The following is a 12,767-nucleotide window of genomic DNA, read 5'->3' on the forward strand; positions in this document are numbered from 1 at the left end:
CGAGACGCTAGGCCGTCAGGTCGGACAATTCCACTTCCGGGGAGGCCAGCCGGGCCCGGTCGACGGTGGCGCCCGACCGGATCAGCGCGTCGATCTTGTCGGACACGTCCCAGACGTTGACGTTCATGCCGGCCGCGACCTTCCCGTCGACCAGCCAGAACGCGATGAACTCGCGGCCCGCGAGATCGCCACGGATCACCACCTCGGCGTCGGCCGGCGCGTGGCCGGTGTATTCCATGCCGAGGTCGTACTGGTCGGTGAAGAAGAACGGCAGGCGGTCGTAGACGACGTCCTCGCCGAGCATGGCCCGGGCCGCGACCGGGCCGCTGCGGATCGCCGTGTCCCAGTGCTCCACCCGGATGCGACGGCCCAGCAGCGGATGGTCGATGTTGGCGATGTCGCCGGCCGCGAAGATGTCGGGGTCGCTGCTGGTCAGCTTCGACGAGACGAGCACGCCGTTGTCGACGGCGAGGCCGGCGCCGGTCGCGAGCGAGACATTCGGGGTCACGCCGATGCCGGCCACGACCACGTCGGCCGGCAGGGACGTGCCGTCGGCCAGGCGCACGCCGTCGGCGGTGACCTCGGTGACGTGGGTGTTCATGCGCAGGTCGGTGCCGTTGGCCCGGTGCAGGTCGGCGAAGACCTGGGCGATCTCGTCGCCCAGGATGTGCTGCAAGGGCAGGGCCGACGTGCCGACGACGGTGACCCGCGCGCCCCGGCTGCGCGCGGCGGCGGCCACCTCGAGGCCGATCCAGCCGGCGCCGACCACCACGAGACGGGTGTCCTTGGTGACGGCTTCGTCGATGCGGTGCGAGTCGGTGAGCGTACGCAGCAGGAGCGCCCTCTCGCCGCCCGGCACGTCCAGGCGGCGCGGGGAGGAGCCGGTGGCCAGCAGCAGCTTCTCGTAATTGATCTCGTCGCCGTTGTCGAGCCGCACCGACCTGGCCGCGCGGTCGAGGGCGGTGGCGGTGACGCCCAGGCGCAGGTCGACGCCGTGCTCCGCGTACCAGTCGGTGGAGTGCACGAAGACGCTCTCGGGCGAATCGTTGCCGAGCAACAGGCCCTTGGAGAGCGGCGGACGTTCGTACGGCCGGACGGTCTCCGCCCCGATCAGCGTGACCGGCCCCTCGAAGCCGGACTCGCGCAGGGTCTCGACCGCTTTGGCGCCGGCCAGGCCGCCGCCCACCACCACATGAGTCATGAGCTCATCATTCACCCGCTCGGCCGCGCGGCCCGAATTTTTCTTGGCGAACCTCTTGGCACTCGGTGGAGGACAGTGCTAAAAAATGTCTTGTCGGTGCTGCTCACAAGCTCACCGGCCTCGGCAGAACTGATCTGAGCCGAGCGCCACGCGCTCGCCGGGCAGGCCGGCGAGCCGTCTCCAGGAGGTGGTTTTCCGTGGTGCTGACTTTCGATCCCTTCCGCGAGTTCGACCGTCTCGCGGGGCAGATGCTCGGTGGTGGCAACTCCATCGCGATGCCGATCGACCTCTACCGGTCCGGTGACCATTTCGTGCTGCACTGCGACCTCGCCGGCGTCGACCCGGGCTCGGTCGACGTGGGCGTCGACGGGCGGGTGCTGACCATTCGCGCCGAGCGTTCGCCGCGCACCGACGAAGAGGTGCAGTGGGTCCGCCGCGAGCGGGCCACCGGCACCTTCGAGCGCCGGCTCACGCTGGGCGACGGGCTCGATCTCGACCGGATCGAGGCGACCTGGCAGGACGGCGTGCTGACGCTGACCATTCCGGTCGCCGAGGCGGCCAAGCCGCGCCGCATCGCCATCAACACCTCGCCCACCACGGGCGACCGCGCGCTCGAAAGCGCGTAACGCGTTCTGCCTTCAGGGCCCGGTGGGCGATGCGCCCGCCGGGCCTTCGGCCATTTTCTCCACGGCCGCCATCAGCAGGTCGACGCCGAACGCGAAGTACCGCTCCGGGTCGGCGGCCTCGGCGTACGTCTCTCCGAACTGGACCAGCATCGGGAACTGATCGGTCGGCAGGCACACCAGCTCCATGCGGCGCCGGCGGCGCCACTCGGCCGTCTCCTCCGGGCCCGCGTGCGGCGGGCCCTCGGGCTGGGCCTGGAGCAGGCCGATCACACCGTGCATCAGATATGACGAGATCCAGTAGCCCTCCTGCACCGTGAAACCGGCCCGGGTGAGCAGCATCAGCGCGTCGTTCGAGGCGCGGCTGAAGCTGGCCGTGCGGGATTTCTCCACCAGAGCCAGCAGGTCGGGCAGGATCGGGTGCTTCCGCATGACCGAGAGCAGCGCCTCGACCATCGCGCGGACCTGCTTCGGCCACGGATCGTCGGCCTCGCGATCGGCCCGGACCGTGGACAGCGCGTGGTCGGCGATGCCGAGCAGCAGCTCTTCCTTGTTTTTGAAGTGCCAGTACAGGGCCATCGGCGTGACGCCGAGCTCCTGAGCCAGACGGCGGATCGTCACGGCCTCGAGACCGTGCTCGTCACCGATCTGCAGCGCCCGCTCGGCCACCGCGGTCCTGCTCAGCTTCTCCCCTGCCACTTGACAACCATACAACGTACAGGTGTCATGTACGAGGTACATGTACGCCGTACATGTACCTCGTATGGGAGGGTGGCATGGACAAGAACCGACGGTGGTGGGCGCTCGTCGCGGTAGCGCTCGGCACCTTCATGACGTACCTCGACAACAACGTGGTCAACGTGGCCCTCCCCTCGATCCAGCGGGACCTCGGCCTCTCGCTCTCGGGCCTGGAGTGGATCGCCAGCGCGTACGTCCTGGTCTTCGCGGGCCTGCTGCTCGCGGGCGGAAGGATCGCCGACGTGCTCGGGCAGCGCGGGGCGTTCTACGCGGGCCTCGCGATCTTCACGGCGGCGTCGGTCGGCGCCGGCCTCGCGCAGAGCCAGGAGATGCTGATCGGGGCGCGGGCGGTGCAGGGCGTGGGGGCGGCGCTGCTGACACCGGCGGCGCTGGCGCTGCTCACCTCGCTGTTCCCGGATCCGCGCGAACGCGGCACGGCCATCGGCATCTGGGGCGGCGTGGGGGCGCTGGCCCTGGCCTTCGGGCCGCTGACCGGGGGCTGGCTCAGCGAGAACGTGTCCTGGGGCTGGATCTTCCTGATCAACCTGCCGATCGGGATCGCGACGTTCGCGCTGGCCGCCTGGAGCATTCCGGCCCTGGGGCGCGGCACCACGCGGGGCCTGGACCTGCCGGGTGTGATCACTTCGTCGCTGGCGCTCTTCACACTGACGTACGCCCTGATCGAAGGCGAGTCGGAGGGCTGGACCTCACCGGGGATCCTCGTGGCGTTCGGCGCCGCCCTGGTCTCGGCGATCGCGTTCGTGGTCATCGAGACGCGCTCGGCCAACCCGATGATCGACCTGGCCGTGTTCCGGCTACGGGTCTTCAGTGGAGGGCTGCTGGCCATGGGGCTCTGGGCGTTCGGGGTCTTCGGCATCTACTTCTACATGGCGATCTACATGCAGAACGTGCTCGGCTTCTCCCCCACCGAGGCCGGGGCCGCGTTCGTGCCGATGGCGCTGGTCATGGCGGTGATGGCAACGGTCGCGCCGCGGTTGGAGGCACGGTTCGGGGCCGGGCGGACGGGCGCGGCGGCGCTGGCGTTGATGGCTGCGTCTGTGGCGGGCATTTCCTCGTACGGCGAAGGAACCTCGTATTTGGCTCTTCTGCCCTGGTTCCTCGTCTATGGGGTCGGCGGAGGCCTGCTGGTCCCGCTCAACAACGTGATCGTCGGGACGCTGCCGGCGTCGCGGGCGGGCATCGCCAGCGGCATGCTGAACGTGTCGCGCGAGGTCTTCGGCCTGCTGGGCATCACGATCCTCGGCGCGATCCTGACAAACCGGTCGAACGCCGCGACCGGCTCGGAGATGCACCGCTACCTGGCGGGCTACCAGTTCTCGCTGGTGGTCGCGGCGATCCTGGTGGCGGTGGGGGTGCCGATCGCGCTGTGGACGCTGCGCACGGTGAAGCCGACCGCCGACCAGGTCGAGGAAAAGGTGCCGGAGCTGGTCTAATCGTCGGTTGTGACGACCAGGGAACCTCGCCTAGAGATCGAGTACTGCACCCAGTGCCGCTGGCTTCTGCGAGCGGCCTGGACGGCGCAGGAACTTCTGACCACATTTCAGAAGGAGCTGGGCGAGGTGGCCCTGGTCCCCGGCACAGGCGGCATCTTCGAGATCAAGCTCGGCGACGAGCTGCTGTGGTCCCGCAAGGAGCAGGGCGGTTTCCCCGAGCTCCCCGACCTCAAGCGCATGGTCCGCGACCGCATAGCCCCCGGCCGAAGCCTCGGCCACACCGACCGAGCGGCGGAGTAGGTCAGATACGACGGCGGCGCAGGACCACGAAGACGCCACCCACCACAATGAGGGCGCCGGCGATCATGGCGATCACCCAGCCCGTGTTGCTGGAGGACTCGTCGTCGGAGACCAGGGCGGCCGGCGGCGCCGCACTGGTGGGCGCCTGAGTGGTCGGCGCCTCGGTGGTCGGTGTGGGTGACGGGGCGGGGGCCGGCGAGGTGGTCGCGGGGGCCGGGGCGGTGACGGTGAACTTGTAGGAGCCCTTCACCGGGTGGCCGTCCTTCGAGACGACGTCGTAGGCGACCGTGTATTCGCCGTTGGGCAGTGGGGCGAACGTGATGGTGCCGGTGGCGCCCTCGATCTTCGGGGCGGAGGCCGTCACGGGGGTGGCGCCGGTGATGGTGATTTTGGTGGCGGTGGGGTTCAGCTTTTGCAGGAAGCGGAGCTTCACGCTTTCCGGGGCCTTCTTCACCGTGGCGTTCTTGGCCGGGGTCGCCTCGGCCAGGGAATTGTGGGCCCACGCGGGGGCGCCGGGCAGCAGGACCGCGACGGTGGCTACCAGGGCCAGCGCCAGGCGAGAGGTGAGACGGCTCATCGGTCGGAAGTCCTTCTGCTAGGGCGGGTCTTCGTTGTTTACGGATGGCTCGTGGTTAGTCGTTCACCGTAAGGAGCGAGTTCCCTCGTACGTCTGTGGGCGTACCGGCAGTGCCGCTCGCGGGCGGATTCGTGACGTGGCTCCGCGCCGAAGTATCGGTCTCATGAAGACGCTTTCGGTGGTGGGGCTGGTTGTCGGCGCGGTGGGGATCGGGCTGCTGTGGGCCGGCGGGGTGGAGTTTCCGGTGGCGGTACCGCCGGGAATCGTCATTTTGCTTGTGGGGGCGGTATTCGTCGCCTGGGCGCCGTGGCGGTGGGTGCCGGCGGTCGCCGTGGTGCTCGGTTTGTTCATCACGGTGGGTTTTCTGATCAGCGGGACCGGCTTCGACAACCTCCGCGGCGACGAAGGTGCGCTGGTGGCTGCCGGTCAGGCCGTTCAGCTGGCCGGGGTCTGGGTGGCGGCGGTGTGCGGGGCGCTGGCCCTGCGGCGGCCGGCCACTACGGGTGTCTGATCAGGGTCGGGCGGGGGGATCTCACCGATCCGGGGCATCGGGTGTCGTCCATACGCTCCGAAGGTGCAGGTGGTCGACGAGATCCTGGGGGCTCTCCCGCCCGTTCTGGTAATGGTCGTGGTGGCGGCGCTGGTGGCGGGGGAAGCGGCGTTCGTCGCCGGGCTTGTGCTGCCGTCGGCCACCGCGCTGGTGGCGCTGGGTCTGCTCGCCAACGAGGGGGTGGTGGGCATCGGCCCGGCGCTGGCCAGCGCGGTGGTCGCGGGGCTGGCGGGTGGGAACTTCGCGTTCTTCGCGGGGCAACGCAAGCCGCCCAAGGAGCATCGGAAGGCGGAGCGGCTCTTCGAGCGCTACGGCGGGCGGGCGGTCTTCCTCGGTCAGTGGGTGGTGGGGGCGCGCACGCTGGTGCCGCGACTGGCCGGGCGGAAACGGGTGCCTTATCGCCGCTTCGCGGCATTTCATACCCCGGCGGTCATTCTCTGGGCGACCTGGCTGGTGGGTGCGAGTTACTTCGCCGGGGCCTCGTACGACGTACTGGCCGCCCGCGCCGGACGAGCCGGCGGCGCCCTGGCCGTGTTGACGGCCCTCATCGTCGCTCTCGTGCTGGCGGGGCGCTGGGTGGGTCGCCACCCGTTCTCGGGTCTGAGGGTTCGCATCCCGCTCACGGGCGTCATGGCGCGCGGGAGGCTGCCGCTCGCGGGCGTCATGGTTCGCAGCCCGCTGCTGGTCAGCCTGGGTCTGCTCGCGGTGGCGGCGATCCTGCTGGTGGTGGCCATTCCGCCCGTTGTGCGGTTCAGCGGTCTGGCCGAAGCCGACGAGGCGGTCGCGCGCTGGGCCCGTGGGGAGTGGACCTCGGACGGTTATCTCTTCGCGCTCGATCTCGCCACCTCGGTGAGCCCGGAGGCGCTGCTGGGCGTGGCCGCGGCGATCTCGGTGGGCGGGTGGCTGTTCGGCCATTGGGCGCGGGGCACCCGGCCCGATCTGCCGGGCTTGTTCCGGTGCCTGGCGCCCGTGCTGCCGATGGCGATTCTGTCGATCACCCTCGAACTGCTCGATCCGGTCGACTGGACCCAACCGGACGCGCTTGTTCTGCCGTCACTCGGCGAGTTCGACGGGCCGTTACCGTCCGCCGCCGCCGGGTCGGCGCTGGCGACCATGGCCGCCGGTGAGACCGCGCGCCTGGCCGCCGTCGTCGGGCTGCTGGCCTGGCTCGTCGTGCAGAGGATCGAGACCAGGCGTACGCAGGTGGCATTGTGGACGATCGCAGCGATCGCCGTCACCGTCTGTTCCGGGTCGTGGGTCTACCTGGGCTGGAGCCGGCTCAGTGAGACGGTCGCCGCGGTCATGCTCGGCGTGGCCTGGGCGGCGCTCAACGCGGGAATCTGGTCGACCCGTCGGCCGATCGGCGAAAACCGTCGGACCCTTGCTCTAACGTGACGCCCGTGAACCTGATGGACCGGGCCCGCGCGGCCGTCGACGCCCTGGAGCGGCTCGTCGGCGGGCTCGGCACGGCCATCCTGGCCATCGGCGCGCTGATCTGGGTGGCGGCGGTCGCGGTCACCAGCGTGATCGGGGTCGGCCTGCCGTTCGTGCACAGCGCGGCCCGGGCCGTGCGGGCCGCCGCCGACCGGGAGCGGGCGCGTCTCTCCCGCTGGGGTCCCGAGATCATCGAGCCCGATCCGCTGCCGCCGGGGCTGCGGGCGGCCCGCGATCCGGTGGTGTGGCGCGAGCTGGCCTGGGTGGCCGTCCACTCCACGTGGGGCATGGTTCTCGGCATCCTCGGCATCAGCCTGCCGCTTTACGCGGTGCAGGATCTGACCTTCCCGCTGTGGTGGACGCTGGTGCCGGCGGGCACCGGTCCGGGCATCGTTTTCTGGTACGTGGACGGGCTTTTCGGCGCACTGCTGGTTTGCCTGTACGGGGTTTTCTGGCTGGCCGTCTGCGTCTTCGGCCACCCGATCCTGGCCCGGGTGCAGGCGTGGCCGGGGCGCACGCTGCTGGCGCCGCCGGCGGGCGCCGACCTGTCCCTGCGGGTGGCCCAACTGACCGCGACGCGGGCCGCCGCGCTCGACGCGCACGCGGCCGAGCTGCGCCGCATCGAGCGGTCGCTGCACGACGGCGCGCAGAACAGGCTGGTCGCGGTGACCGTGCTGCTCGGCGCGGCGCGAAGACAGGTGGCCCGCGATCCCGACGGGGCCGGTGAGCTTCTCGAGCGGGCGCAGGGTGCGGCCGAGCAGGCGCTGGCCGAGCTGCGGACGGTGGTGAAGACGATCCTGCCGCCGGTGCTCGACGGGCGCGGGCTCGACGGTGCGCTCAAGGCGCTGACCGCCGACAGCGGTGTGCCGTGCAAGCTCGAGGTCGATCTGCCCGGGCGGTGTGCCGCGTCGGTCGAGGCGACGGCCTACTTCGTGGTGGCCGAGGCGCTCACGAACATCACCAGGCACAGCCGGGCGACCAGCGCGACGGTGTCGGTGAGCCTCGCGGAGCGGAACCTGCGGATCCGCGTCGAGGACGACGGGCGCGGCGGGGCCGACGAGGCGAACGGGTCGGGCATCAAGGGCATCCGGCGGCGCGTCGAGGCGTACGACGGGAGATTGACCATGGAGAGCCCGCCGGGCGGGCCGACGACGATGTGGGTGGAGCTGCCGTGCGGATCGTGATCGCCGAGGACGACCCGCTGCTCCGGGAAGGGCTGGCGTTGTTGCTGCGGGCCGAGGGGCTCGACGTGGTGGCGACGACCGATTCGCCGGAGCCGTTCCTGGAGGCGGTCGACAAGCACGAGCCGGACGTAGCGATCGTCGACGTTCGCATGCCGCCGACGCACACCGACGAGGGCATCGTGGCCGCGGTCGAGGCTCGCCGGCGCCGGCCCGAGTTGGCGGTGCTGGTGCTGTCGGCGTACGTGGAACAGGCCTTCGCCACCGATCTGCTGGCCGGCGGGGCGGCCAAGCTGGGCTACCTGCTCAAGGAGCGGGTCGGGCGCGTCGAGGAGTTCCTGGTGGCGCTGCACCGCGTCGCCGACGGCGGCACGGCGATCGACCCCGAGGTGGTCGGGCTGCTGCTGGCGCGGCAGCGGCCGGAGAGTTCGCTGGCCCGGCTCAGCCCACGCGAGCGCGACGTGCTGGCGCTGATGGCCGAGGGGCTCGGCAACACGGCGATCGCCGAGAAGCTGGTCGTGACCGAGGGCGCCGTGCACAAACACATCCGCAGCATCTTCGCCAAGCTCGACCTGGCCCCGGACGACCGCGCCGACCGCCGCGTCACCGCCGTCCTCCGCTACCTCGAAGCGGCCCGGTAGTACAGCCAGCTATACCCCGGACTGGGCAGTTAGCCGGATCGATCATCGGGGCCGGCGGAAATAGCGTTTTCGGCATGGACGCAGTCATCAGGATCGAGCAGCTCACTCGGACATATGCCACCGACGGGCAGAAGGTCACGGCCCTCGCCGGAGTCGACGCCGCCTTCGGGCGTGGCACCTTCACGGCGATCATGGGGCCCTCCGGGTCGGGGAAGAGCACCCTGCTGCAGACCGCGGCGGGGCTCGACCGGCCCAGTTCGGGGCGGGTGTGGATCGGCGACACCGAGCTGTCGAAGCTCAACGAGACCAAGCTGACCGAGCTCCGGCGGGACCGGATCGGGTTCGTCTTCCAGGCGTTCAACCTGATCGGGGCGCTGACCGTCGAGGAGAACATCCTCCTGCCGGGGCGGCTGTCCGGCCTCCTGCCCGATCCGCGCTGGGTGTCCGAAGTGGTCGAGCGGGTCGGCCTGACGCAGCGGCTCAAGCACCGGCCCGCCCAACTGTCCGGCGGTCAGCAGCAGCGCGTCGCCATCGCGCGCGCCCTCGCCATACGACCGGAAGTGATCTTCGCCGATGAGCCGACCGGCGCGCTGGACACGACGTCGGCCGGTGAGGTGCTGGCGCTGCTGCGGTCGGCCGTGACCGACTACCGGCAGACCGTCGTCATGGTCACGCACGATCCGGTGGCCGCGTCGTACGCCGATCGCGTGCTCCTGCTGGCCGACGGGCGGATCGTGCACGACACGCCGCAGCCGGGGGCCGACCGGATCGCCGAGATGCTGGCCTCGCTGGGTCGCCGCCTCGTGGCCGTGGAGGGCTGAAGAGATGCTGAAGCTTTCGATACGCCTGCTGCGCCACCGCCTCGGCACCTCGGTGGCCACCCTGGTCGCGCTCGCGGCCGGCGTCATGATCCTGATGACGTTGTCCGTCTTCATCGTCTCGGCCGCCGTCTACAAGCCCGATCCCGGCCGCTACGCCGCCATGGACGTGGTGGTCGCCCACCGCCAGGTCGAGATCGTCACCAAGGAATTCGACGGCGAGAACTCGGTGACCACCGCCGCCCTGCCCGAGGGGACCGTCCCCGCCGCCGTTGGCGACAAGCTCCGCGCCCTGCCCGGCGTCACCGAGGTGACAGCGTTTCCCGGGCCGACGCCGGACCGGGTCGCGGCCTTCGGCGTGAAGGGCGACGCGGTCGACGCCGTGAAGCGCCTCGCGAAAGAGAACGGCGTCGAGGCGTACGCCGGAGACGATCGGGGTTTCGCCGATCGCTCCGAAGCCGGTGACGCGCGATCGTTCCTGATGGAGGCCGGTTCCGCGTTCGGCGGCTACGTGGTGCTGCTCATCGTCTTCGTGGTCACCGGCACCGTCGGCCTGGCCGTGCGGCACCGCCGCCGCGATCTCGCGCTGTTGCGGGCCATCGCCGCCACCCCGCGCCAGGTGCGCAAGCTGGTCATGGCCGAGAACGCTGTGCTGGCACTGGCCGCGGCCGTGATCGGCGTGCCGGCCGCCCTGCTCGCCACCACTTGGGTGCACGACCAGCTGGTCAGCCGCGGTTTCGTGCCCGAGGGCTTCCCCATCACCGGTCAGCCGCTCGCGGCCGGGGTCGCCGTCGTGCTCATTCTGCTCGTCGCCATCGTCGCGGCTCGCATCGCCGCTCGCCGGGTCAGCCGGATCAAGCCGGCCGAGGCGCTCGGTGACATCGCGGTCGAGCCGCCGCGGGGCGGCAAGGTCCGGTTCGTGTCCGGCATTCTCACGCTCGGTGCCGGTGGCGCCGCGACCGTCTTCGCGCTGGGTACGACCGGGATGGCCGCTCAGGCGTCGGCGATCGGGCTGCTTTATCTGTACGTCATAGCGGTCGCCCTGCTCGCTCCGTGGATCAACGCCCTCGCTGCTCGTGTGCTCGGCCCTCTGCTGCGTACGGCCTGGGGTGTCTCCGGAAGTCTGGCCGTGGCGAACTTGCGGGCCAACGCCCGCGGCTCGGCCGCCGTGCTGACCGCGCTCGTGCTGGCCGTCGGATTCGGGGGTTCGGTCTGGTTCCTCCAGAACAACCTGCAACGGCAGACCGTCACGCAGAGCCAGGACGGCATGAAGGCCGATTACGCGCTGATGGGCTCGCTGCCGGCGGGAACGGCCGAGAAGATCCGCCGTACGCCGGGGGTCGAGGCCGCGACGGGCGTGCGGAACACGTCGGTGGTGGTGCCGATCTTCGATGGTGGCGAGCCGGCCACGGCCAAGGCGGTCGACCTGGACGGCCTGACCTCCACGATGGATCTCGGTGTCGACAAGGGCAGCCTGGACGAACTGAAGGGCAACAGTGTCGCGGTGTCACAGCTGCGGGCCGACTCGTCCGGTTGGAAACTGGGTTCCGCCGCTCCGCTGTGGCTGCCGGACGGCCGCCAGGTGACCCTGAAGGTGGTGGCGATCTACGACCGCGGGCTCGGGTTCGCCGATGTGCTGCTCCCCCGCCAGCTCGTGGCCGGGCCGGACGACCAGGTGCTGATCCGCGGCGAGGCCGTACAGATTCCGGGGGCCACGCTCGTGCCGGCGTCCGAGCTGACCGGTCAGCTGAGCCGCGATCTGGCCCTCAGCGCCTGGCTGAACAAGCTGCTCATCGGCGTGATGGTCGGATACGCGGCGCTGGCCGCCGGCAACACGATGGTGATGGCGGCGCTGGCCCGCAAGCGGGAACTGGCTGTGCTGCAACTGGCCGGGGTGACCCGTCGCCAGGTGCGGCGGATGGTGACCGCGGAACAGGTCGGGCTCCTCGGCGGCGCCCTCACCATTGGAGCCCTGATCGCGGCGGTGACGCTCACGGCGGTCGTGAACGCGCTGACCGGGAGCCTGCTCCCCTACGTACCGCCGATGGGCTGGGTCGTTGTTCTGGGTGGAGCGACGGCGTTGGCCCTGGTCACCACCACTTTGCCGGTACGTCGGCTGCTTCGCGTCCCGGCCGTTCATAACGCCGGAGTAAAGGAGTAGCCACGGTGTGACGTGCGTTTCTCCAGTTTGAAGATCAGGTAGATCCCATTAGGTTAGGCTCACCTTTCCCTGCCACTGGAGTTTCTGATGCGTCTCCCGCTTGGCCGGCTCCTGCCGGTCGCCATCCTGAGCGCCGCGGTTGTCCTCGCCGGCTGCTCGACGACCGGCACCGAGGACTCCTCCGAGCCCGCCGCGTCGTCCTCGGCCGCCGCGCAGTTCCCGGTCACGATCCCGACGGCGTTCGGAGACGTGACGGTCCCCAAGCAGCCCGAGCGCGTCGTCGCGCTCGGCTGGAGCGACGCCGACGTGGCCCTCTCGCTCGGCGTGCAGCCGGTCGGGGCCAGCGACTGGCTGGCCTTCGGCGGCGACGGGCAGGGCCCGTGGAACGCCGGCAAGTACACGACCGCGCCGACCATCCTGGGAACGCTCGAGCTCGACATGGAGAAGGTCGCCGCGCTCAAGCCCGACCTGATCCTCGACACCCGCTCCAGCGGCGAGAAGACCCGCTACGACCAGCTGGCCAAGCTGGGCGTGCCGGTGGTCGACGTGCCCAAGGGCGGCGAGATGTACCTGACGAGCTGGGAGCAGCAGCTCGACATGATCGGCAAGGCGCTCGGCAAGCAGACCGAGGCGGCCAAGCTCAAGACCGACCTGGACGCCAAGTACACCGCGGCCACCCAGGCCAACCCGTCGTTCAGCGGAAAGACGGTGAGCGCGATCGCCCGCACCGGCGACGGCTGGGGCGCGTACGTGACCGGCGACGGCCGCGTCGACTTCCTGGAGAAGCTCGGCTTCAAGAACGCCCCGAAGATCGAGGCGCTGAAGAAGGACAGCTTCTACATCCCGCTGTCGAACGAGCAGCTCGACCTGGCCGACGCCAACGTCACGGTGGTCTTCCTGATCCAGGCCACCCTCGACCAGGTCAAGAACGACAAGATCTTCCAGGCGGTCCCGTCGGTCAAGGCCGGCCACGTGGCCTACATGGACGACAAGGACATCTCGAACGCGTTCTCGAGCAGTTCCGTCGCCGGCCTCTCGTACGCCGTCGACAAGGTCACCCCGCTGCTGGCCAGCGCTCTCGGCTGACCC

13 protein-coding genes are annotated in these 12,767 nt (G+C 70.4%); 10 read left to right on the top strand and 3 right to left on the bottom strand.

Annotation, left to right across the window (positions count from 1 at the left end; all coding sequences use genetic code 11):
- Positions 1–7: 7 nt before the first annotated feature.
- Complete coding sequence (locus tag ACFY36_RS25200; RefSeq protein WP_499748387.1) at positions 8–1,201, bottom strand: NAD(P)/FAD-dependent oxidoreductase; 1,194 nt, start codon at positions 1,199–1,201, stop codon at positions 8–10.
- 197 nt (positions 1,202–1,398) lie between these two features.
- Here ACFY36_RS25200 and ACFY36_RS25205 point away from each other — a divergent pair, with 197 nt between their 5' ends.
- Positions 1,399–1,827: an Hsp20/alpha crystallin family protein gene (locus ACFY36_RS25205; protein WP_499748388.1), complete on the top strand. Its 429-nt coding sequence runs from the start codon at positions 1,399–1,401 to the stop codon at positions 1,825–1,827.
- 12 nt (positions 1,828–1,839) lie between these two features.
- Here ACFY36_RS25205 and ACFY36_RS25210 read toward each other — a convergent pair whose 3' ends face one another.
- Entirely contained in the window at positions 1,840–2,523 is a 684-nt protein-coding gene (locus tag ACFY36_RS25210; protein ID WP_499748389.1) for a TetR/AcrR family transcriptional regulator, read from the bottom strand.
- 77 nt (positions 2,524–2,600) lie between these two features.
- Between ACFY36_RS25210 and ACFY36_RS25215 the strand changes: the two genes are divergently transcribed.
- Both ACFY36_RS25215 and ACFY36_RS25220 read left to right on the top strand, forming a co-directional pair.
- Entirely contained in the window at positions 2,601–4,016 is a 1,416-nt protein-coding gene (locus ACFY36_RS25215) for a DHA2 family efflux MFS transporter permease subunit (protein WP_499748390.1), read from the top strand.
- Positions 4,017–4,025: 9 nt separating this feature from the next.
- Positions 4,026–4,316 carry an Rdx family protein gene (locus tag ACFY36_RS25220; RefSeq protein ID WP_498694195.1) on the top strand — a complete coding sequence of 97 codons (291 nt, stop codon included), beginning with the start codon at positions 4,026–4,028 and terminating at the stop codon, positions 4,314–4,316.
- A 1-nt stretch (position 4,317) separates the two neighbouring features.
- Here the strand turns inward: ACFY36_RS25220 and ACFY36_RS25225 are convergent, their stop codons facing one another.
- Positions 4,318–4,893, bottom strand: a complete 576-nt coding sequence (locus ACFY36_RS25225; protein WP_499748391.1) for a copper resistance CopC family protein — start codon at positions 4,891–4,893, stop codon at positions 4,318–4,320.
- A 163-nt stretch (positions 4,894–5,056) separates the two neighbouring features.
- Here ACFY36_RS25225 and ACFY36_RS25230 point away from each other — a divergent pair, with 163 nt between their 5' ends.
- The 7 genes from ACFY36_RS25230 (at position 5,057) to ACFY36_RS25260 (ending at position 12,764) form a co-directional block, all read left to right on the top strand.
- On the top strand, positions 5,057–5,404 hold the full coding sequence (locus ACFY36_RS25230) for a hypothetical protein (RefSeq protein ID WP_499748392.1): 348 nt from the start codon (positions 5,057–5,059) through the stop codon (positions 5,402–5,404).
- A 63-nt stretch (positions 5,405–5,467) separates the two neighbouring features.
- Complete coding sequence (locus tag ACFY36_RS25235; protein ID WP_499748393.1) at positions 5,468–6,838, top strand: DedA family protein; 1,371 nt, start codon at positions 5,468–5,470, stop codon at positions 6,836–6,838.
- Positions 6,839–6,852: 14 nt separating this feature from the next.
- Positions 6,853–8,061 (top strand): sensor histidine kinase, encoded by a 1,209-nt coding sequence (locus ACFY36_RS25240; protein ID WP_499748786.1) that lies wholly within the window; start codon positions 6,853–6,855, stop codon positions 8,059–8,061.
- Positions 8,049–8,699 (top strand): response regulator, encoded by a 651-nt coding sequence (locus ACFY36_RS25245; protein WP_499748394.1) that lies wholly within the window; start codon positions 8,049–8,051, stop codon positions 8,697–8,699. The genes ACFY36_RS25240 and ACFY36_RS25245 overlap by 13 nt, the downstream gene beginning before the upstream one ends.
- Before the next feature lie 74 nt (positions 8,700–8,773).
- Entirely contained in the window at positions 8,774–9,520 is a 747-nt protein-coding gene (locus ACFY36_RS25250) for an ABC transporter ATP-binding protein (protein ID WP_499748395.1), read from the top strand.
- A gap of 4 nt (positions 9,521–9,524) precedes the next feature.
- Entirely contained in the window at positions 9,525–11,678 is a 2,154-nt protein-coding gene (locus ACFY36_RS25255; RefSeq protein ID WP_499748396.1) for an FtsX-like permease family protein, read from the top strand.
- A gap of 87 nt (positions 11,679–11,765) precedes the next feature.
- Positions 11,766–12,764: an iron-siderophore ABC transporter substrate-binding protein gene (locus ACFY36_RS25260; RefSeq protein ID WP_499748397.1), complete on the top strand. Its 999-nt coding sequence runs from the start codon at positions 11,766–11,768 to the stop codon at positions 12,762–12,764.
- The last annotated feature ends 3 nt before the right edge of the window (positions 12,765–12,767 follow it).

Origin of the sequence: Actinoplanes sp. NPDC000266 (genome assembly GCF_042899005.1) — a bacterium.
Classification (GTDB): domain Bacteria; phylum Actinomycetota; class Actinomycetes; order Mycobacteriales; family Micromonosporaceae; genus Actinoplanes.

What these genes read in the sequence shown, in the direction of transcription:
- ACFY36_RS25240 (WP_499748786.1), top strand. Translation starts at nt 6,853, where the DNA reads ATGGACCGGGCCCGCGCGGCCGTCGACGCCCTGGAGCGGCTCGTCGGC.
- ACFY36_RS25260 (WP_499748397.1), top strand. Translation starts at nt 11,766, where the DNA reads ATGCGTCTCCCGCTTGGCCGGCTCCTGCCGGTCGCCATCCTGAGCGCC.
- ACFY36_RS25200 (WP_499748387.1), bottom strand. Translation starts at nt 1,201, where the DNA reads ATGACTCATGTGGTGGTGGGCGGCGGCCTGGCCGGCGCCAAAGCGGTC.
- ACFY36_RS25230 (WP_499748392.1), top strand. Translation starts at nt 5,057, where the DNA reads ATGAAGACGCTTTCGGTGGTGGGGCTGGTTGTCGGCGCGGTGGGGATC.
- ACFY36_RS25215 (WP_499748390.1), top strand. Translation starts at nt 2,601, where the DNA reads ATGGACAAGAACCGACGGTGGTGGGCGCTCGTCGCGGTAGCGCTCGGC.
- ACFY36_RS25250 (WP_499748395.1), top strand. Translation starts at nt 8,774, where the DNA reads ATGGACGCAGTCATCAGGATCGAGCAGCTCACTCGGACATATGCCACC.
- ACFY36_RS25225 (WP_499748391.1), bottom strand. Translation starts at nt 4,893, where the DNA reads ATGAGCCGTCTCACCTCTCGCCTGGCGCTGGCCCTGGTAGCCACCGTC.
- ACFY36_RS25255 (WP_499748396.1), top strand. Translation starts at nt 9,525, where the DNA reads ATGCTGAAGCTTTCGATACGCCTGCTGCGCCACCGCCTCGGCACCTCG.